Origin of the sequence: Methylobacterium sp. J-068 (assembly GCF_022829445.1) — a bacterium.
In the GTDB taxonomy this organism is placed as follows: domain Bacteria; phylum Pseudomonadota; class Alphaproteobacteria; order Rhizobiales; family Beijerinckiaceae; genus Methylobacterium.
The window spans coordinates 115,562-134,460 of record NZ_JAKSXY010000047.1 but is presented as its reverse complement, the minus strand read 5'-3'; the positions used below and the strand labels follow the sequence as shown (position 1 = coordinate 134,460).

Annotated in this window: 13 protein-coding genes, 2 tRNA genes and 2 pseudogenes; 11 read left to right on the top strand and 6 right to left on the bottom strand. The window is 68.7% G+C overall.

What is annotated here, in order from left to right; translation table 11 throughout:
• Positions 1-301: 301 nt before the first annotated feature.
• The 3 genes from MKK54_RS04960 to MKK54_RS04950 form a co-directional block, all read right to left on the bottom strand.
• Entirely contained in the window at positions 302-1,816 is a 1,515-nt protein-coding gene (locus MKK54_RS04960; RefSeq protein ID WP_409564129.1) for a DUF882 domain-containing protein, read from the bottom strand.
• Positions 1,817-2,048: 232 nt separating this feature from the next.
• Positions 2,049-4,028 (bottom strand): murein L,D-transpeptidase, encoded by a 1,980-nt coding sequence (locus MKK54_RS04955; RefSeq protein WP_244009575.1) that lies wholly within the window; start codon positions 4,026-4,028, stop codon positions 2,049-2,051.
• Positions 4,029-4,131: 103 nt separating this feature from the next.
• A complete protein-coding gene (locus MKK54_RS04950; RefSeq protein WP_244009574.1) occupies positions 4,132-5,622 on the bottom strand; it encodes a sigma-54-dependent transcriptional regulator in 1,491 nt (496 codons plus the stop codon).
• Positions 5,623-5,965: 343 nt separating this feature from the next.
• On the opposite strand from MKK54_RS04950, the gene MKK54_RS04945 reads away from it, so the two are divergent.
• The 11 genes and pseudogenes from MKK54_RS04945 (at position 5,966) to MKK54_RS04890 (ending at position 16,927) form a co-directional block, all read left to right on the top strand.
• On the top strand, positions 5,966-7,840 hold the full coding sequence (locus MKK54_RS04945) for a M3 family oligoendopeptidase (RefSeq protein ID WP_244009573.1): 1,875 nt from the start codon (positions 5,966-5,968) through the stop codon (positions 7,838-7,840).
• Positions 7,841-8,127: 287 nt separating this feature from the next.
• Positions 8,128-8,480 (top strand): annotated as a pseudogene (locus MKK54_RS04935) (type II toxin-antitoxin system death-on-curing family toxin).
• A 94-nt stretch (positions 8,481-8,574) separates the two neighbouring features.
• Positions 8,575-9,939: an ABC1 kinase family protein gene (locus MKK54_RS04930; RefSeq protein ID WP_244009572.1), complete on the top strand. Its 1,365-nt coding sequence runs from the start codon at positions 8,575-8,577 to the stop codon at positions 9,937-9,939.
• 124 nt (positions 9,940-10,063) lie between these two features.
• Positions 10,064-10,357 (top strand): aa3-type cytochrome c oxidase subunit IV, encoded by a 294-nt coding sequence (locus MKK54_RS04925; RefSeq protein WP_244009571.1) that lies wholly within the window; start codon positions 10,064-10,066, stop codon positions 10,355-10,357.
• A 68-nt stretch (positions 10,358-10,425) separates the two neighbouring features.
• Positions 10,426-11,565, top strand: coding sequence for a Re/Si-specific NAD(P)(+) transhydrogenase subunit alpha (locus MKK54_RS04920; protein ID WP_244009570.1), 1,140 nt, complete (start codon positions 10,426-10,428; stop codon positions 11,563-11,565).
• Positions 11,566-11,582: 17 nt separating this feature from the next.
• Positions 11,583-12,032: an NAD(P) transhydrogenase subunit alpha gene (locus tag MKK54_RS04915; protein WP_244009568.1), complete on the top strand. Its 450-nt coding sequence runs from the start codon at positions 11,583-11,585 to the stop codon at positions 12,030-12,032.
• A 3-nt stretch (positions 12,033-12,035) separates the two neighbouring features.
• Complete coding sequence (locus MKK54_RS04910) at positions 12,036-13,436, top strand: NAD(P)(+) transhydrogenase (Re/Si-specific) subunit beta (RefSeq protein WP_244009566.1); 1,401 nt, start codon at positions 12,036-12,038, stop codon at positions 13,434-13,436.
• Between the two features lie 100 nt (positions 13,437-13,536).
• Positions 13,537-15,357 carry a single-stranded-DNA-specific exonuclease RecJ gene (gene recJ / locus MKK54_RS04905; RefSeq protein ID WP_244009564.1) on the top strand — a complete coding sequence of 607 codons (1,821 nt, stop codon included), beginning with the start codon at positions 13,537-13,539 and terminating at the stop codon, positions 15,355-15,357.
• Between the two features lie 68 nt (positions 15,358-15,425).
• A tRNA-Tyr gene (locus tag MKK54_RS04900) sits at positions 15,426-15,509 on the top strand.
• Positions 15,510-15,577: 68 nt separating this feature from the next.
• A tRNA-Gly gene (locus tag MKK54_RS04895) sits at positions 15,578-15,651 on the top strand.
• Between the two features lie 643 nt (positions 15,652-16,294).
• Positions 16,295-16,927: a YceI family protein gene (locus MKK54_RS04890; protein WP_244009562.1), complete on the top strand. Its 633-nt coding sequence runs from the start codon at positions 16,295-16,297 to the stop codon at positions 16,925-16,927.
• Positions 16,928-16,969: 42 nt separating this feature from the next.
• On the opposite strand, the gene MKK54_RS04885 is transcribed toward MKK54_RS04890, so the two are convergent.
• The 3 genes and pseudogenes from MKK54_RS04885 to trxB all read right to left on the bottom strand — a co-directional run bounded on the left by MKK54_RS04885 (position 16,970) and on the right by trxB (position 18,710).
• Positions 16,970-17,203 carry a hypothetical protein gene (locus tag MKK54_RS04885; RefSeq protein WP_244009560.1) on the bottom strand — a complete coding sequence of 78 codons (234 nt, stop codon included), beginning with the start codon at positions 17,201-17,203 and terminating at the stop codon, positions 16,970-16,972.
• 195 nt (positions 17,204-17,398) lie between these two features.
• Positions 17,399-17,632, bottom strand: a pseudogene (locus tag MKK54_RS04880) (integrase core domain-containing protein); the annotation flags it as partial.
• Between the two features lie 73 nt (positions 17,633-17,705).
• Positions 17,706-18,710 carry a thioredoxin-disulfide reductase gene (gene trxB, locus MKK54_RS04875; protein ID WP_244009610.1) on the bottom strand — a complete coding sequence of 335 codons (1,005 nt, stop codon included), beginning with the start codon at positions 18,708-18,710 and terminating at the stop codon, positions 17,706-17,708.
• Positions 18,711-18,899: the final 189 nt, after the last annotated feature.

The window sequence follows — 18,899 nt, the reverse complement described above, 5'->3', positions numbered from 1 at the left end:
TTGCCAAGACGTGTGGTCGATTTTGTTTTTGTCCGCAAGTGCATCGTTCGATGAACGGATCTAGTTCTCGATATGCAATTAGATGTTGCATAGTCTTGGATTTCAGTAGCATTCGAACCCGCGACCGAACGCATCGCTCCGGATGACATGACAGCGGAGGGGCGGGGTCGGCGCGACCATCGGCGACATGGCCGGAGATCGACGCGCGAGCGTCCGCGATCCTGCGAACGACGGCGCTCTTGGCGAGCGCGATCGCTTCGGCTTCGCGTGTGCGATCGGGATCGACGGGCGCGCGGAGAGTTTATCTCGGCGGCGTGGTGTTCCGGGTGCCGGGAACGACCCGGGTGGCCGACCCGGAGAAGCGCGTGGCGGCAAGATCGTCGCCCGGGCTGCGGGCCGAGAAGCGCGTCGCGATGCCGGATGCCGGCGTGACGATCGCGGCCGGCGCACCGTCGAGCTTCGCCTTGGCGTTGGCGAGCTTCACCGGTGCCGCCCGGCTCGCCGGTTCCGCATCCGCGCTGGCGGCGGCGAAGAGCGCGCGAAGCTGCGCGCGGGGATCGGCATTGGCGGCCACGAGCGGGGCCGTGGAGCGGGGCGCTGGGGCCGGATCGGGCAGGTTCGCCATGCCGGACGTGCCGAGACTCGCCACCTGGATCGCCGGGCGGGGCGGGGGCAGGGGCATGGTCAGGGCCGCCGTCACGGCGGCGAATTCGGCCGGCCGCCGGGGCGGGAGCGGAAGCGCGATCGTCGTGGCGGGCTCGACCGCGGGCGTCGATGCCGGTGTCTCGGCGGTGAGGAGGGTCTGCGCGTCGCGGCCGTCCCGGCGCAGAAGCGCGGTCTTGAGCGTTTCGTCGGCGGCAGGCGCGGCGTAGGCGAGGGCGGCGCGCGTGCCCGTCTGGTCGTCGGCATCCGCGCTCGCGACCAGGACCGGCGTCGGCTTGGCGCGCGACCGGCCGGCGGCCGCTTTCGCGATGGGGGCGGGCGGTTCCGCCTCGCGGCTGCTGCCGCCGCCGAACAGGCTGGCGAAGAAGCCCTTGATGCTCGGGCCGTCATCCTCGTCCATCTGCGCCACCTCGGTCACGCCGAGCACGGTGCCGCCACGCGACAGGATCTCGGCGCGCGCCGACTCGTAGCCGGGCAGGGGGCGGTTGTCGGTGGGGAGATGCACCGTCTTGCCGTCCGGGAACAACCGGGCGAGCTGATCGTGGGTCATGCGCGGCCAGGAACGCACCGAGCCGACGTCGAGATGGACGAAGGGCGAGTTGGAGCGCGGATACCAGCCCACGCCGCCCCGCTGCATCCGCATGCCGATGGCGCGGATCTGGTCGATCGACACGTCGGGCAGGTAGAAGTCCATCGCCTTGCCCAGCATGTGCTGGCTGTACTCGGCCACCATGCGCGAGCGGCGCCGCAGCATCGCGTTGGTCCCCGGAGAGCGATAGGCGGACACGACGTTGATCGGCTCCTGCGAGCCGACGGAGCGGTAGGCTTCCCACACCGTGTCGAACAGGCGCGGGTCCATCTTGATCGGCTCATCGACACGCCAGTCGCGCAGCAGCCAGTTCAATTGCTCCAGGGCCGCGCGGTCGTAGCGCCCGTCGCGCTTGAAGGTGACGGTCAGGCTTTCCTTGGTGTGGGTGTGATAGATCGAGAGGGTGCGGGTGTCGCCGTTGGCGACCGCGTCCTGCGTGCCGCGCGTGCCGCCGAGCAGGGCGAGGCCGATGCCGGCGGCGACGGTCAGACGGCGGAACCGCGTGGCGGATGACGGGAGCACGGTGCCGGGTGACGATGATCCGACTGGCAGACGCTTCAGCACCGTGGTCTCACCCTCTGCCAGCCCGCGCACGCGGCGCGGATCATGGTGAACGCAAGGTTGCCGAAAACCGTAAACGTCGGGTTACCGGGTCCCGGCGGTTCGCCGTTCGAGGCGTCAACGGCTAAGTCTCAACCGTGGCGAAATCGTGCCGCGCGTGCGCCGGCACACGTGGGACGGTGCGAGGAGGCGGTGCGTATCTGGCCGCGAAAGGACGCCTCGATCGCGGAGCGCCTCACCACCAGCCGTTCGACGTGCGGCCCGGACGCGGGGTCCAGAGATCCGGGTCGCCGAAATCCGCCGGCGCGCGGGCCGCGGATGTCCGGGTCGGCAATCCGTCGCCGTTGGAATATGCGTCCCGCAGCGGCCTGCGCCGCGCTTCGGCCACCGGCTTGGGGGCCGGGACGGGGCGCGTCGCCGTGACCGGCTTCGCGCCCGGCGCCTTGACCGGCGCCTTGGCGACGAGGAGGCTTCCCGGGCTCAGGCCGAGGGCGATCTTCATCCGCGCATCGTAGCCGTAGAGGTCCGGCAGGGTCTGGACGCGGCCGGTCTCGTCGATCGACGTCGTGAAGTAGGCGAGATGCACCGGCAGCTTCTCCGGCAGGCGAATCTGGCGCTCGCCCTTGCCGATCAGCTTCTTCAGCCGCTCGCTCGACCAGGCATCCGGCAGCACCGCGTCCGCGAAGCGGAACGGGTCCTCGACGCGCACGCAGCCATGGCTCAGCGCCCTGTGGGCCGACGAGAACAGGCTGCGGTTCGGGGTGTCGTGCAGGTAGACCGCATGGTTGTTCGGGAACATGAACTTGATGAAGCCGAGGGCGTTCCGCTCGCCCGGCGGCTGGCGCACGGAGACGTTGCCGTTGCGGTAGACAACCTCGTAGCCGCGCCGTGCCGCGTAGTTCGGATCACGGGCGAGGCCCGGCAGGAACTCGTTCTTGAGGATCGAGGGCGGCACGTTCCAGGACGGATTGACGACGGCATACTCCATCATTCCCGAGAAGATCGGCGTCGGCGATTCCGTCTTGCCGACGATGACGCGGGCCTCGTCGCGCTGGCGGCCGTCGCGGACGACCCGCACCCGGAATTCCGGGATGTTGACCATGACGTAGTCGCGGCCGAGGTCGGAGGGCAGCCAGCGCCAGCGCTCCATGTTCACGATCAGCGCGGCCTCGCCCTCGTCGGTACGGGCAGGGCTGTCGGGACGGGACAGGGCCGCGACGGTCTGGGCCGTCAGCGTGCCGGTCGCGGGCAGGCCGCGCCCGCGCTGAAATTTCGTGACGGCGGCGGCCACGCGGGCATCGTAGGTCTCCGGGTCGCCCGGGGCCGCATCGAGGGTGCCGGCCGTGCGCGATTCGAGGCCGAACCGGGTTCGCAGGGCGGGGACGCGCGGATCGCTCATCCCGAGCGTCAGCACCGCGCCGGGCGGGATCTGCACGCTCGGAGCCTCCGGCGTATGGCCGTGGCCACGCAGGGTGGCGAGACGGGCCTTCAGGGCGAGGTAGCCGGGCTGGCTCGGGTTGTAGCCCTGCAGCAGCGCACCGGCGCCGCTGCCGCCCGAGGCGATGCGGCCGAGCACGGCGTCGGGGGCCGGAATGTCGAGGACCGGCGTGATCAGACGGGACAGGGCCGCGAGGTTGATGCGTCCGCCGCGCGCATCCCGCGCGTAGAGCACCACGGCGGCCGAGAGCTTCAGCTCCGCATCCGCGATCTGCGCCTCGCTCACGCCCTGGGTTCCGAGGACGGGCACCGGGTAGGCCGAGGCCGTGAGGCCGTCCTCGCCGGATGCGGCGAGGCGCGCAGCCACGGATTTCGCCGCCGGCGTGTAGGCGCCGTCGACGATCCAGACCGGCTTGAAGGCGCCCAGGGCGTAGAAGGCCTGGATCGCCTCGCGCTCCTTGGTGGACAGACGCGGCAACAGGGGCGCGGCATCCGAGAGCCGCGCCGCGACGGCGGCGGATTGCGGATCGCTCGGCACGGGCGGCGGGGCCGGCGCCTCGGCGGCGGGTGCCGGTGCCTCCGGCGAGGGCGCGGGCTTCTGCGCTTCCCCGACCGGCGCCGCTCCTTGCGGCTTGCCGTCGGGCACCGTTGCGCCGGGATCGACCGCCGCGTTCCGGACGACGGGGGGCGTCGCGGTGGAATCCGGCGTCTGGGCGTGTGCCGTGGCGGCCGTCAGCAGGGCCGACAGCGCGACGGCGGCGGAGCGCGAAACGCCCATGGGTGCAACTCCTCGGGACCGACCGGGCCGGCCGACGGCATTAGGATAATCGGGCCGAGCGCGAGCGTGTGCAATCGCACACACGCCGAGCGCTCGAAAACGGTCAGGCCGCCTCTTCGGACTTCTCGTCCCCGTCGAGGCCGAGGTCCTTGAGCTTGCGATAGAGGGTGGATCGGCCGATTCCGAGGCGGCGCGAGACCTCCGACATGCGGCCGCGATAGAATTGCAGCGCGAAGCGGATGATCTCGGCCTCAAGGCCGTCCATGGTTTTCATCTCGCCGGTCTCCTCGGTGACGAGGCTCATGGCGTGCGGGTCGCGCACCTCCACCCGGACGATCTCGCGCACGGGTTCCGGCGCGCCGGACTGCACCATCGGCTGCACAGGTGCCGCCGGGATGCGCACGTCGAAGCCCTCCACCTGCGCGGCGATCTGCGGGAATTCGGAGACCGTAAGCTCGTCTCCGTCGGCGAGGACGACGGCGCGGAACAGCGCGTTCTCCAGTTGCCGCACGTTGCCGGGCCAGCCGTAGCGGGTGAGGAGCGCCATCGCCTCGGGGCTGATGGCACGGACCTTCTTGCCCTCCTCGGCGGCAAAACGCGCGCAGAACGAGCGCACGAGGTCCGGGATGTCCTCCCGGCGGGCGCGCAGGGGCGGCAGCGTCATGGGGAAGACGTTGAGGCGGTAGTACAGGTCCTCGCGGAAGCGGCCCTGCTTCACGAGGTCGAGGAGGGAGCGGTTCGTCGCCGAGATCAGGCGGATGTCCACGCGCACGCTGCGCTTGCCCCCCACCGGATCGACCTCGCCTTCCTGCAGGGCGCGCAGCAGCTTCACCTGCGCGTCGAGGGGCAGTTCGCCGATCTCGTCGAGGAACAGCGTCCCCCCGGAGGCCTCGACGAACTTGCCGACATGGCGCTCCGTGGCGCCCGTGAAGGCGCCCTTCTCGTGTCCGAACAGGGTGGATTCGACGAGGTTGTCGGGGATTGCGCCGCAATTCACGGTGACGAAGGCCTTACCCCGGCGGTCACCGGAGCCCTGGATCGCCCGGGCCAGTACCTCCTTGCCGACGCCGGATTCGCCCTCGATCAGGACCGGGATGTTCGATTTGGCCGAGCGCTCCGCGAGCCGGATCACCCGGTCCATGTCGGGGCTGCGCGAGGTGAGATCCTTGAAGCTCAGGGCGCCCGAGGCGCGCCGGCGCATGCGGCGCACTTCCTCCTCCAACTGGTCGACCTTAAGGGCGTTCTTGATCGAGACCTGGAGCCGCTCGGCGCCCGCCGGCTTGACCACGAAATCCACGGCGCCCGCGCGCATCGCGGTGACGACGGCATCGATGGAGCCGTTCGAGGTCTGCACGATCACCGGCACGTCGAGACCGGTCTTGCGCATCTCCGCCATGACGCCGAGGCCGTCCAGGCCGCCCGGCATCACGAGGTCGAGGAGGACGACGTCGACCGCGTCTCCGGAGCGCAGCAGACCCAGACACTGTTCACCGCTCTCGGCCACCTTCGCCTCGAAGCCGAGGCGCCGCACCATGGCCTCGGCGAGGCGGCGCTGCACGGGATCGTCGTCGACGATGAGGACCGTTGTCGACATGGGGCAGCCTCGATGTTCGCAGGCGCGGAGGAGCGGAGACGCGGGGTCGCCCGATTGCCTCGATCGCCGGCTTGTTTCGTTTCGAACCGCAGGGTGGCCGAAGAGCGTAAAGCCGCGCTTAACGACGATCACCGTTTTCGCTTGGAGCCTGCGTCTTCGTCTTCGCTGGGCGCGTGCCTGTGTCATCGCTCGGCGCGTGCCTGCGCTGTGTAAGGTGCCAGGAAAGAACCCGACAAACCGTCCCAGGGCCGACGATTCGGTGCATTCCCGATTGATCGCACCGGTCCGGCGCTCGATATCAGCGCGCATGGCACCCGCCGTGTCGCCAGGAAAGCAGACCATCATGCCGAGCCGAGCCGTCGCCCATGCCAGCCGTTCGGGCTTCGTCGCGAATGCGGAAGGGGCCAGCGCGGCCAGGGCGGCCGCGCGCGCGGCCGATCTCGGCGCCCTGCCCGAATGGGACCTGACCGACCTCTATGCGGGCATCGATTCCCCAGACTTCACCGCCGACCTCGCCCGCGCCGAGGCCGAGTGCGCCCGGTTCTCGGAGCGCTACGCCGGCCGCCTCGCGGACATCGCCGGCGGGGCGGACGCCTCCGCCGAGCTTGCCGAGGCCGTCGCGGCCTATGAGGGGATCGAGGACCTGCTCGGCCGGCTGATGTCCTTCGCCGGCCTCGTCTATTCCGGCGACACCACCGACGGGCAGCGCGAAAAGTTCTACGGCGACACCCAGGAGCGGCTGACTACGGCCTCGAGCCACCTCCTGTTCTTCGCCCTCGAACTCAACCGGATCCCGGACGATCTCATGGACCGGGCCATGGCGGGCGGCCCGCTCGCCCACTACGCGCCCTGGATCGAGGATCTGCGCCGGGAGAAGCCGTTCCAGCTCGACGACCGCACCGAAAAGCTGTTCCTCGAGAAGTCGGTCACGGGACGCTCCGCCTGGAACCGCCTCTTCGACGGCACCATCGCGTCCCTGCGCTTCCCCGTTCAGGGCGAGCCGCTGACCCTGGAGCCCACCCTCAACAAGCTTCAGGACCCGGACGGCGCGGTGCGCAAGGAGGCGGCCGGCGCGCTCAGCGAGGTCTTTCGCGCGAATCTCCGCACCTTCGCACTGATCACCAACACGCTGGCCAAGGACAAGGAGATCTCCGACCGCTGGCGCGGCTTCGCCGACGTGGCGGATGCCCGCCACCTGTCGAACCGCGTCGAGCCCGAGGTGGTCGCCGCCCTCGTGGAGGCCGTGCAGGCCGCCTATCCGCGCCTGTCGCATCGCTATTATTTCCTCAAGGCAAAGTGGTTCGGCGTCGAGGCCCTGCCGTACTGGGACCGGAACGCGCCCCTGCCGAAGGTCGATCAGCGCACCATCCCGTGGAGCGAGGCGCGCGACACCGTGCTCGACGCCTACGGCGCCTTCTCCCCGCGCATGGCGGACATCGCCCGGACCTTCTTCGACCGGAACTGGATCGACGCGCCGACGCGGCCCGGCAAGGCGCCGGGCGCCTTCGCGCACCCGACCGTGCCTTCGGCCCACCCCTACGTGCTGGTGAATTACCAGGGCAAGCCGCGTGACGTGATGACCCTGGCGCACGAACTCGGCCACGGCGTTCACCAGGTGCTGGCGGGCCCGAACGGAGCCCTGATGGCACCCACGCCGCTGACGTTGGCCGAGACCGCCAGCGTGTTCGGCGAGATGCTGACCTTCCGGCGCCTGCTCGCGGCCACCTCCAGCGTCTCGCAGCGCCGTGCGATGCTGGCCGCCAAGGTCGAAGACATGATCAACACGGTGGTGCGCCAGATCGCGTTCTACGCCTTCGAGCGCAAGGTCCACCTCGCCCGGGCCCAGGGCGAGTTGACGGCCGAACAGATCAACGCTCTCTGGATGTCGGTGCAGGCCGAGAGCCTCGGTCCCGCGATCACCCTCGACGCGGGGTACGAGCCGTTCTGGGCCTACATTCCGCACTTCATCCACTCGCCGTTCTACGTCTACGCCTACGCGTTCGGCGATTGTCTCGTGAACTCTCTCTACGGCGTCTACGCCAAGGCGGAGGACGGCTTCGTCGACCGCTACTTCGACCTGCTCTCGGCGGGCGGCGCGAAGCCCTACGGCGAACTCCTGGCGCCCTTCGGGCTCGATGCCCGCGATCCCGGCTTCTGGCAGATCGGCCTCTCGATGATCGAGGGGATGATCGCGGAGCTGGAAGCGATGGAAGCCTGACGACCGCTTGGTGCCGAACCTCTTCCGGTAGACATTTTGTTTAACGGAAGAGGTTCGCGATGACGCTCGAGGTCGATAAGATCGGGAGTTCGACCGGGCTGATCCTTCCGAAGGAATGTCTCGGCAAGCTCAATCTGTCTCAGGGCGATGGGCTCTCCGTCACGGAGAATGACGGCGGCTCGTGCGCTTTCCCCCCTCGATCCGACGTTCGAGAAGGGCATGGAGATCGCCGAGCGTGCGATGAAGAGCTATCGCGGCGGCCTGAGCGAGCTCGCCGAGTAAGCGAGGTGGAGAGCGAGATCATCTGGCTGAGCGGCGATCTCGTTCAGGCGATCCACGCATGCCGGCTTCGCCTGTTCGGAGGCCCGCCCGGCTTCGCGACAGGAGTGCTCTGGAATCGGCCCTGGGACGGCCGGTGAACAGGGCGGCCTACGCCTTCGAGATCGCGAAGAACCATCCCTTCATCGATGGAAACACGCGGGCAGCCCTCCTGTCGCTGATCGCTGTCCTCGGATTGAACGGCGTCGATTTCCTGGTCGAGGAAGCCGAGGCCGTCGTGATGATCCGATGGCTCGCCGCCGGAGAGATCGACGAATCCGGTCTCGTGCGCTGGATCCGTGACAACCGGCCGAACGCCTGAACGCCGATCCGCGACGCAAGAGCCCGCTGCCCTGGCAAGCAGAGGCAGCGCGCTTATGTCGACAGAACATTTCTCTGCCGAGTTGATGCACCCGATGGCCGATACCGATCGCGAAGCCAACCGCTTCTCCGCGCGCGCCAGCCGCTACGCCCGCGTCGGCGCCAATGTGGGCGGGGTGGCGGCGCGCATGGCCGGTGCCAAGCTGTTCGGCGGGAAGGAAGCGCCCAGCAACGCGGCGGCTTTGGCCCAGGCCCTAGGCGGGCTGAAGGGCCCGATCATGAAGGTGGCGCAACTGCTCGCTACGGTGCCGGACCTGCTGCCGCCCGAATACGCCACCGAACTGCAGAAACTCCAGGCCGACGCCCCGCCGATGGGAGCCGCCTTCGTCAAGCGCCGGATGATGGCCGAACTCGGCCCGGACTGGCAGGGCCGCTTCCAGAGCTTCGACCTGAAGCCCGCCGCCGCCGCCTCGCTGGGGCAGGTCCACCGCGCCACGGCCCCCGATGGCACCCGGCTCGCCTGCAAGCTCCAGTATCCGGACATGCAATCGGCCGTGGAAGCCGATCTGAAGCAGCTCGAAGTCGCCTTCGCCCTGCACCGGCGGATATCCACCTGGCTCGACACCCGCGAGATCGCCAAGGAGATCGGCGCGCGGGTCCGCGAGGAACTCGATTACGAGCGCGAGGCCAAACACGGCGTGCTCTACGGCAACGTCTTGCGGGACATCGACGCCGTGCGGGTGCCCGCCATCCACAAGGATCTGTCGACCAAGCGGCTGCTGACGCTCGGCTGGCTCGACGGCGACCGCATCCTCGATTTCGCCGCCTCGCCCATCGAGATCCGCAACCGGCTCGCACAATCGATGTTCAAGGCCTGGTGGCATCCGTTCAGTCGGGCCGCCGTCATCCACGGCGATCCGCATCTCGGCAATTACACGGTATTCTCGGAAGGCGGCGAGGCACAGGGCATCAACCTGCTCGATTACGGTTGCGTGCGCATCTTCCACCCGCGTTTCGTGGGCGGCGTCGTCGATCTCTACCGGGGATTGCTGACCAACGACGAGGCCCGCATCCTCCACGCCTACGAGACCTGGGGCTTCAAGAACCTCAACAGGGAACTGGTGGAGATCCTCAACATCTGGGCGCGCTTCATCTACGGGCCGATCCTCGAGGACCGGACGCGGACCGTCGCGGACGGCGTCAAGCCCGGCGAATACGGGCGGCGCCAGGCTTTCGAGGTGCATCAGGCCCTCAAGGCGCGCGGGCCTGTGACGATCCCCCAGGAATTCGTGTTCATGGATCGGGCCGCGGTCGGCCTCGGCGCGGTCTTCCTGCACCTGCGCTCCGAGCTGAACTACCATCGGTTGTTCGAGGCCGAGATCGACCGGTTCTCGCTCGCCGACCTCGAAGCGCGCCAGGGCGAGGCGCTGGTGCAGGCCGGACTTCCGTTGCCGGCTTGAAAGCGAGCCTACAAAAAGCCGTTCGTGGCGATAGCGAGGCGCGCATGTCGATTGCGAGCGACCTTGGCATGCGCTAAATCCCCTTGGAACAAATCAAGATGATGCCCAAGGGGACGCCCACAAGATGGCCGATACCAAGACCGTGTCCGGCGTGCATTACAGCCCGGCAATGGATGAGAAGACCCACGAGCAGACCTATCGCGGCTTCGTTCGGTTCGTCGAAATCGGCACCGGCGTGGTGCTGTGCTGGGTCCTGGCGCTGGCCATCGGCGGCATTCGCGAGGCGTGGCTGACGGCGATCTTCGGCGTGATCCTGTCCGGTATCGCCGGAACCGTCGGTGCCCTGGCCCCGGCGGTCGGCTACAAGGCCCCCCTGGCGGTCGGCATTCTTCTTGCCCTGTACCTCGCCTTCGCCTGATCTTCCTCTCCACAATCTGACTGATTTTGCGGGTCGCCTTCGGGCCGTCCTTTAAGGAGCATTCCTGCATGCGCATCGCTGTATTATCGGAAACCGATCCCGCGGAGCCGCGGGTCGCGGCGGTGCCAGAAACGGTCAAGAAATTCATCGGCCTCGGGGCCGATGTGGCCGTTCAGTCCGGCGCCGGTCTGAAGGCCGGCGTGCCGGATGCGGAGTACGAGGCGGCCGGCGCCACCATCGCCGGCTCGGCGGCGGATGCCGCCGGCTCCGCCGACCTCGTCCTGAAGGTCCGGCGGCCTTCGTCCGAAGAAATCGCTCTCCTCAAGCGCGGCGCCACCGTGGTCGCGATCATGGACCCCTACGGTCACGAGGCGGAACTCGGCGCCATGGCCGAGGCCGGGCTCGACGCCTTCGCCATGGAGCTGATGCCCCGCATCACCCGCGCGCAGGTGATGGACGTGCTCTCCAGCCAGGCCAACCTCGCGGGCTACCGCGCCGTCGTGGACGGTGCCGCCGAGTACGGCCGCGCCATGCCCATGATGATGACCGCCGCCGGCACGGTGCCGGCCGCCCGCGTCTTCGTGATGGGCGTCGGCGTCGCCGGCCTCCAGGCCATCGCCACGGCCCGCCGCATGGGCGCGGTGGTCACCGCCACGGACGTGCGTCCCGCCACCAAGGAGCAGGTCGAATCCCTCGGTGCGAAGTTCGTCGCCGTCGAGGACGAGGAATTCAAGCAGGCCGAGACTTCGGGCGGCTACGCCAAGGAGATGTCGGCCGAGTACAAGAAGAAGCAGGCCGACCTCGTCACCACCCACATCGCCAAGCAGGACATCGTCATCACGACGGCCCTGATTCCCGGCCGTCCGGCGCCCCAGCTCGTCTCCGAGGCCATGGTCGCCTCAATGAAGCCGGGTTCGGTCCTGATCGACCTCGCGGTCGAGCGCGGCGGCAACGTCGAGGGCGCCAAGCCCGGCGAGATCGTCGTCACCGACAAGGGCGTGAAGATCGTCGGCCACCTCAACGTGCCCGGCCGCCTCGCCGCCACGGCCTCGAGTCTCTACGCCCGCAACCTTTACGCCTTCGTCGAGACGCTCATCGACAAAGACGCGAAGACCCTCGCGGTGAAATGGGACGATGAGCTCGTCAAGGCGACCAACCTGACCCGGGACGGTCAGGTCTCGCATCCCTCGTTCCAACCCAAATCCTGATCCCGACGGAGGATACGATGGCCACGCTTCCCCCCGATCAGGCCGCCGAGCAGGCGCGCACCGCCGCTGCCGCGGCCCGAACCGCTGCCGATATCGCGCAGCAGCACGCCGCCGATGCGCAGCGCTACGCCGACAGCCTCGGCCACGGCATCAGCGCCGTGACCCACGGCGCCGTCGACCCCACGGTCTTCCAGCTCGCGATCTTCGTGCTGGCGATCTTCGTCGGCTACTACGTGGTCTGGTCGGTCACCCCCGCCCTCCACACGCCGCTGATGTCCGTCACCAATGCGATCTCCTCGGTCATCATCGTCGGCGCGCTCCTCGCGGCCGGCGTTCCTTACGTCGAACACGGCACCGGCTGGGCTCGCCTCTTCGGTTTCATCGGCATCATCCTCGCCAGCGTGAACATCTTCGGCGGGTTCCTCGTCACTCAGCGCATGCTCGGCATGTACAAGAAGAAGGCCTGAGACATGTCCCAGAACGTCTCATCCCTTCTCTACATCGTCTCCGGCGTCCTGTTCATCATGGCGCTGCGGGGCCTCTCGCACCCGACCACGTCGCGGCAGGGCAACCTCTACGGCATGATCGGCATGGGATTGGCCATGCTGACAACCCTGGTCGGCCATCCGCCGGCCGGCGCGGGCGCCTGGGGCATCGTGATCCTCGGCCTCGCCATCGGCGGCGGTGCCGGCGCGGTCATCGCCAAGCGCGTGCCGATGACGGCGATGCCGCAGCTCGTCGCGGCCTTCCACTCCCTCGTCGGCCTCGCGGCCGTGATGGGTGCGGCTGCGACGCTCTACGCGCCGCAGGCGGTGGGCATCCTCGAGAACGGCCACATCCACAAGGAGTCGCTGTTCGAGATGGCGCTCGGTGTCGCCATCGGTGCCATCACCTTCACGGGCTCGGTCATTGCCTTCCTGAAGCTCGACGGCCGTATGTCCGGCAAGCCGATCATGCTGCCGCAGCGCCACGCCATCAACATCGCGCTGGGCATCGCCCTCGTGGTGCTGATCGCGATCTTCATCGGCAACGAGAGCAAGGCGGTCTTCTGGCTGATCGTCATCCTCTCCTTCGTGCTCGGCGGGCTGCTCATCATCCCGATCGGCGGCGCCGACATGCCCGTCGTCGTCTCGATGCTGAACTCCTACTCGGGCTGGGCGGCGGCCGGCATCGGCTTCACCCTGGGCAACCTCGCGCTCATCATCACCGGCGCCCTCGTGGGCTCCTCGGGCGCGATCCTGTCCTACATCATGTGCAAGGCGATGAACCGGTCGTTCATCTCGGTGATCCTCGGCGGTTTCGGTGGCGATGCCGCCGCGGGTGCCGGCGGTGGCGCCGTCGAGACCCGTCCGGTCAAGCAGGGCTCGGCGGACGACGCGGCCTACATCATGAAGAACGCCGAGCGCGTCATCATCGTGCCCGGCTACGGCATGGCGGTGGCCCAGGCCCAGCACAGCCTTCGCGAGATGGTCGACCTGCTCAAGAAGGAGGGCGTGGAGGTGAAGTACGCCATCCACCCCGTCGCCGGCCGCATGCCCGGGCACATGAACGTGCTGTTGGCCGAAGCCAACGTCCCCTACGACGAGGTGCACGAGCTCGAGGACATCAACGGCGACTTCCCGCAGGCCGACGTGGCCTTCGTGATCGGTGCCAACGACGTCACGAACCCCGCGGCCAAGACCGACAAGACCTCGCCGATCTACGGCATGCCGATCCTCGACGTGGAGAAGGCCAAGACCGTGCTGTTCATCAAGCGCGGCATGGGCTCCGGCTATGCCGGCGTCGAGAACGAGGTGTTCTTCCGCGACAACACCATGATGCTGTTCGGCGACGCCAAGAAGGTGGTCGACAGCATCGTCAAGAACCTCTGAGCCGCGCGGGTCGGACCCGACGTTCAGGATCGAGGGGGCCGGCGCGCGATCGCCGGCCCCTTTGTCGTTTGGGATGCAGCGGTCGGCGGCGCTTCTCGCTATGATCCCGCCCGTGTCAGCCGCCCATGCCCTCGACGCGCCGCGCGCGTTCCTCGACGTTTCCCGCTCCGTCCTCGGGCGTCCCTGGCGGGACCGCTGCGCGGACCCGGCCCTCCAGGCCTACGCGGCCACGATGGTCCAGGCTCACGCCCTGCCCGACCTGCTCGCCCGCGTCCTGGCCGGACGCGGCATTCGTCCGGCCGAAGCCGAGGCCCACCTGCAACCGCGCCTGCGCGACCTGATGCCGGACCCGGATTGCCTCGTGGACATGGGGGCTGCCGTCGAGCGTCTCGCCCGCGCGGTCGCGGCGAAAGAGTGCGTGGCGATCTTCGGCGATTACGACGTCGACGGCGCGGCCAGCGCGGCCCTGCTGGCCGCCTACCTGCGCGGCCTCGGCCTCGACGTCCGCATTCACATCCCGGACCGGATCACCGAGGGCTACGGACCCAACGTCGCCGCCGTCACGGCCCTGTCCGAGGCGGGCGCGACGCTTCTCGTCACCGTCGATTGCGGCACCAGCGGGCACGCCCCCCTGGAAGCGGCGGTCTTGCTCGGTCTCGACGTGGTGGTGCTCGACCATCACGGCGCGCCGGAGCACCTGCCACCCGCGCGGGCCCTGGTGAACCCGAACCGCCTCGACGACCTCTCGGGCCTCGGCCATCTCTGCGCGGCGGGCGTTGTCTTCCTCACCCTGGTCGCGCTCAACCGGCGCCTACGGCGGGATGGAGCGCCGCCCGAGCGCCTGCCCGATCTCACCGACGCCCTCGACCTCGTGGCCCTGGCCACCGTCGCGGACGTGGTGCCGCTCGTCGGCCTCAATCGCGCCTTCGTGCTCCAGGGCCTGAAGGTGATGCGGGCACGCGGGCGCCTCGGCCTCGCCGCCCTCCTCGATGCGGCCTCCTTGAGCGAGCCCCCGGAAGCCTGGCATCTCGGCTACCTCGTCGGACCGCGCATCAATGCGGGCGGCCGCATCGGCGACGCGGGGCTCGGCGCGCGGCTCCTCACTACCGCCGATCCGGTGGAGGCCGCCCGCATCGCCGCCGAATTGGACAGGCTCAATCGCGAGCGCCAAGCCATCGAGGCGCAGGCCGTCGCGGCCGCCGAGGCCGAGATGGACCACGCCCTCAGCCTCGACCCCGATCGTCCCATCCTGGTCGCCGCCTCCGCCGACTGGCACCCCGGAATCGTCGGCCTCATCGCGGCGCGGCTGAAGGAGCGCTTCGGACGCCCGGCCTTCGCCTTCGCGCTGCGCCCCGACGGGACCGCGACCGGTTCCGGCCGCTCGATTCCCGGAGCGGATCTCGGCCACGCGGTGCGCGCGGCCGTCGAGGCGGGCCTCGCGCTGAAAGGAGGGGGCCATGCCATGGCGGCCGGCGTCACCCTCTCGGGGCCCGACGTCACGCGCTTTGGCGAGCATCTCGGTGCCGCCCTGGCGCGCAACGTGGCCGACGCCCGAGCCGTCGAAGCGCTCATGGTCGACGGCACGCTGAGCGCTGGCGGCGCCACCGCCGAGATGGTCCGGATGATCCACCGCGCCGGACCGTTCGGAGCGGCCGCCCCCGAACCGACCTTCGTCCTGCCCCGCCATCGCATCGTCGATGCCGGCATCGTCGGCCACGGGCACGTGCGGGCGCGGCTGCGCAGCCGCGACGGTCAGGCGATCGGCGCCATCGCGTTCCGGGCCGCGCAGGGGCCGCTGGGACAGGCGATCCTTTCCGGAATCGGCCGCGAGGTCCACGTCGCCGGAACCTTGTCCGTCGACACGTGGCGCGGTGCCGAGCGCGCGCAGATGCGGATCTGCGATCTCGCGCATTTCGATTGAGCGATGCGGTTGACTCGTGCCCGAGCCGTCATCATAAGGACGGCGCGCCGCTGAAGGGCGGCCGGTTTGGGGGAATGTCCCGAGCGGCAAAGGGGGCGGACTGTAAATCCGCTGCGTAAGCTTCGTAGGTTCGAGTCCTACTTCCCCCACCAAATCTTCGAGAACCCGAGCCGTTCGCTCGCGTCTCATGCTTCGGCGACCATCCTGTTCGGTCATCGATGCGGGTGTAGCTCAATGGTAGAGCAGCAGCCTTCCAAGCTGAATACCCGGGTTCGATTCCCGGTACCCGCTCCACCAAATGCCGGGATCAAACACCTAGCTGCGTCGCGGCGCAGGCGACGCGTCGCAGCCAGCTCGTTACGGCCGGTCGCGCGAACGATCCTCTCTCTCGGCCCAGCAAGCCTCGCGCTGCTCCGCCGCCTTCCGCACATTCCGGGAGCGCCTGACGCCGGCAAGCCGACCAAGGCGACCTTGATCGCCACCGCGCACGCTCCTCGTCACGCTCGCCGCCGGTATCGACTGCGATCCGGCAATCGCAACGTGAATACAGTTGCCTGTTCTCCCCGCAGGGCACCAAATGTCCACGGCTGTCGAGGAGGGCCGCGCTCGGCTCGGAGCTTGGCCCGGGACGGGCTTTCGGGCACGGCCTGTCGGCGGGCGGTGCCGCCGCAGCCGGCATCGACCAGGACGGTTCCGGACCGGCCCCCGGCCTCCCGCAAGCGGTCGTGCGCGCGCGGGGCGATCTCAGATCTTGCGGGACACGCCGTCCGTCCCCGCTGGAAAGCGGTGCGTCGATCGGCGATGATCTCCCGCGTCGGGCGGTCCATCCCGGTAGCCTGACCATTTCGGCCCCGCCCGGTGATCGGCGCGGCCCTCGGCAAGCCATACCATGCCCCGGGGACACCATGTGCGTCCGGGGTCAAGCGGAGAAGCATCAATGCTCCCATCGACCCGTCCCACCACGTTCCTTGCCCGACACCGTGCCCTGTGGCGTCCATCGCGGACCCGCCGCGCGGTTGCGGGCCTGATGGTTGCCGCGCCAGCCCTGTTCGTGGCGCGCGAGGCCGTGGCTGCGACCGCCTTCCCCATCGAGACCGCGCACACGCACGTCGCCTTCGACGTCGCCTCCGTCGGCTTTGGCAAGACCCACGGAAGCTTCAGCTCCTTCAGCGGACGGCTGGCCCTGGACCTGGAGCATCCGCAGCGCAGCGGCGTCGACTTCACCGTCGCGGCTGCCTCGGTCACCACCGGCTCCGAGCAACTCGACGGCTACATTCGCGACACGTTCTTCGACGTCGCGCATTTCCCGACGATGAGCTTTCAATCCTCCGCAGTGCGCAAACTCGACGCGCGGACGGCGGAAGTGACGGGTGCCCTCACCCTGCACGGCGTCACGCACCCCATCGTCCTGCGCGTGGCCGTCGAGCCGGCAGCCGATGGTCGCAAAGTGCTGGGTTTCGTCGCGACCACCACGATCCACCGCAGCGAATTCGGCATGACGACAGCGCTCCCGCTCGTCTCCGACGACATCGCCATCCAAGTCTCCACGGAAGCCGAGAGCGCCGAGTAGCATGGCGATCCGCGCTCACGCCGGCACGGATGTGGGCCTGGTTTAGAGCCGCGCTTCCCGCCTCTTGCGCTGGACGGGCGCCGGGCTGATCGTGTTCTTCGTGGCACCCGGCTGGATCACGTTCGCCCCGTCGATCCCGATCGCGCTGCGATTCGACCCCTTCCAGCTGCACATGTCTCTCGGGCACGTCGCCTTGGCCTTGACCGACATACGCGTGGTCCTGGGCGACACTGCGGCGGCTGCCACCGCGCGGCGGGCCTCTTGGGGCTTGATCATCACCCTTCCCCTCTCCGGGGTGGGCTACGGTCTCTGCGTCGCCGCTTGCCGTCCCCATCCGTTTCTTCGGCCTGTTCCACGTTCCGGCGCTCCTGGCGCCGGACTTGGCCGCCTACGCCCCCGTCGCACGATGCCACCTCGTGCTCGGCATGGTCCCTGGTCGGTCATGCTGTGTAGCCGCGTTCGGACCAGTGGCTAGGTGTGGAGCATCAACAGGTTGTCCTCGAAGAGTGCGAGTCGGCTGATGGGCGTCTGGCGCTTGATGCCCATGTGGGGCCGGTGCCAGTTGTAGCGAAAGAGGCAGGCCTCGAGTTCCTGCCCGCGCTGGTCGGAGGTTTTGTGGGCGTGTGCGGAGGCCCATTCTTGCAAGGACGTCTGGACGAAGCGCTCGACCTTCCCGTTGGTCTTCGGGGTGTCGGGCTTGGTGCGCCCGCCGGCTGCAGCGTCGCAACTCCAGCGTCCTCGGTTCGGACTGGATGGACAACCTCCTGAAAGCTCACACCTAGCCGTAGGCGCCGATCATCTCGGATTCGCGACGTTCCTCGGACCTGATCTTCGGGTCCGGCGCGTGCTCGGCGAGAAACTTCTCGGCCTCAAGGGCCGCCATGCACCCCATTCCGGCTGCGACGACAGCCTGACGGTAGACGAACTCCGCGCAATCGCCGGCGGCGTAGACACCGTCGACGTTGGTCCTGGTCGTTCCGGGGACGATCTTGATATAGCCACCCTCCAGCGTTTCGAGCTGACCGGCGAACAGCTTTGTCGCGGGGTCGTGGCCGATGGCGACGAACAAACCGTCCGTGGGAATGTCGCGGAACGCGCCGGTGTCGGCGTTCCGGAGCCGTACGCCGGTCACGGCCTTGACCGGCTCGCGGCGGCCGAGGATCTCCTCGACGACATGATTCCAGACGACTTCGATCTTCGGGTGGGCGAACAGCCGATCCTGGAGGATGGGCTCCGCCCTGAAGCGGTCCCGCCGGTGTACGACGGTCACCTTCGAGGCGAGGTTGGCGAGATAGAGGGCTTCCTCGACCGCCGTGTTGCCACCGCCAACCACGACGACCTCCTTGCCACGGTAGAAGAACCCGTCGCAGGTCGCGCAGGCGGATACCCCGGCCCCGTTGAAGTCCATCTCCGACGGGATGCCCAGCCATCGGGCCTGTGCGCCGGTCGCGGCGATCAGGGTATCGGCGACGTAGGTGTCTCCGCCATCGCCCTGGGCCACGAAGGGTCGCTTGGACAGGTCTACCGACACGATGGTGTCGTAGACGATCCGAGTCCCCACATGCTCCGCCTGCAGGCGCATCTGCTCCATCAGGTCGGGTCCCTGGACCGCGGTTGCGAAGCCCGGGTAGTTCTCGACATCCGTTGTGATGGTCAGTTGGCCGCCGGGCTGGATGCCGGTCACCAAGATGGGCTGCATGTTGGCCCGTGCCGCGTAGATGCCTGCGGTGTAGCCGGCCGGCCCCGCCCCAATGATGAGGACCTTGGTCTTGTGTGTGGTCATAGCGAGCCTGAAGGGCTGGAGTGAGCGTGCGGGCCTTGAATATGCTCTAGGCTGCGGCTTCAAAAGCAAGGGCTGGGCGGTTGTCGTTCGAGGAACGACCGTTTGAACACACACACATCCGGAGATCCCGCGGTTCAGACTCGGCGACGCAGACGCCGGGGATCGCCTTGAGCGTGGTCCCGGGCGTGG

Coding starts and splice junctions, on each gene's coding strand:
- MKK54_RS04915 (WP_244009568.1), top strand. CDS start 11,583: ATGGCCACGCTTCCCCCCGATCAGGCCGCCGAGCAGGCGCGCACCGCC.
- MKK54_RS04890 (WP_244009562.1), top strand. CDS start 16,295: ATGCTCCCATCGACCCGTCCCACCACGTTCCTTGCCCGACACCGTGCC.
- MKK54_RS04950 (WP_244009574.1), bottom strand. CDS start 5,622: ATGTCGACAACGGTCCTCATCGTCGACGACGATCCCGTGCAGCGCCGC.
- recJ (WP_244009564.1), top strand. CDS start 13,537: ATGATCCCGCCCGTGTCAGCCGCCCATGCCCTCGACGCGCCGCGCGCG.
- MKK54_RS04955 (WP_244009575.1), bottom strand. CDS start 4,028: ATGGGCGTTTCGCGCTCCGCCGCCGTCGCGCTGTCGGCCCTGCTGACG.
- MKK54_RS04920 (WP_244009570.1), top strand. CDS start 10,426: ATGCGCATCGCTGTATTATCGGAAACCGATCCCGCGGAGCCGCGGGTC.
- MKK54_RS04925 (WP_244009571.1), top strand. CDS start 10,064: ATGGCCGATACCAAGACCGTGTCCGGCGTGCATTACAGCCCGGCAATG.
- MKK54_RS04945 (WP_244009573.1), top strand. CDS start 5,966: ATGCCGAGCCGAGCCGTCGCCCATGCCAGCCGTTCGGGCTTCGTCGCG.
- trxB (WP_244009610.1), bottom strand. CDS start 18,710: ATGACCACACACAAGACCAAGGTCCTCATCATTGGGGCGGGGCCGGCC.
- MKK54_RS04910 (WP_244009566.1), top strand. CDS start 12,036: ATGTCCCAGAACGTCTCATCCCTTCTCTACATCGTCTCCGGCGTCCTG.
- MKK54_RS04930 (WP_244009572.1), top strand. CDS start 8,575: ATGGCCGATACCGATCGCGAAGCCAACCGCTTCTCCGCGCGCGCCAGC.
- MKK54_RS04885 (WP_244009560.1), bottom strand. CDS start 17,203: ATGATCAAGCCCCAAGAGGCCCGCCGCGCGGTGGCAGCCGCCGCAGTG.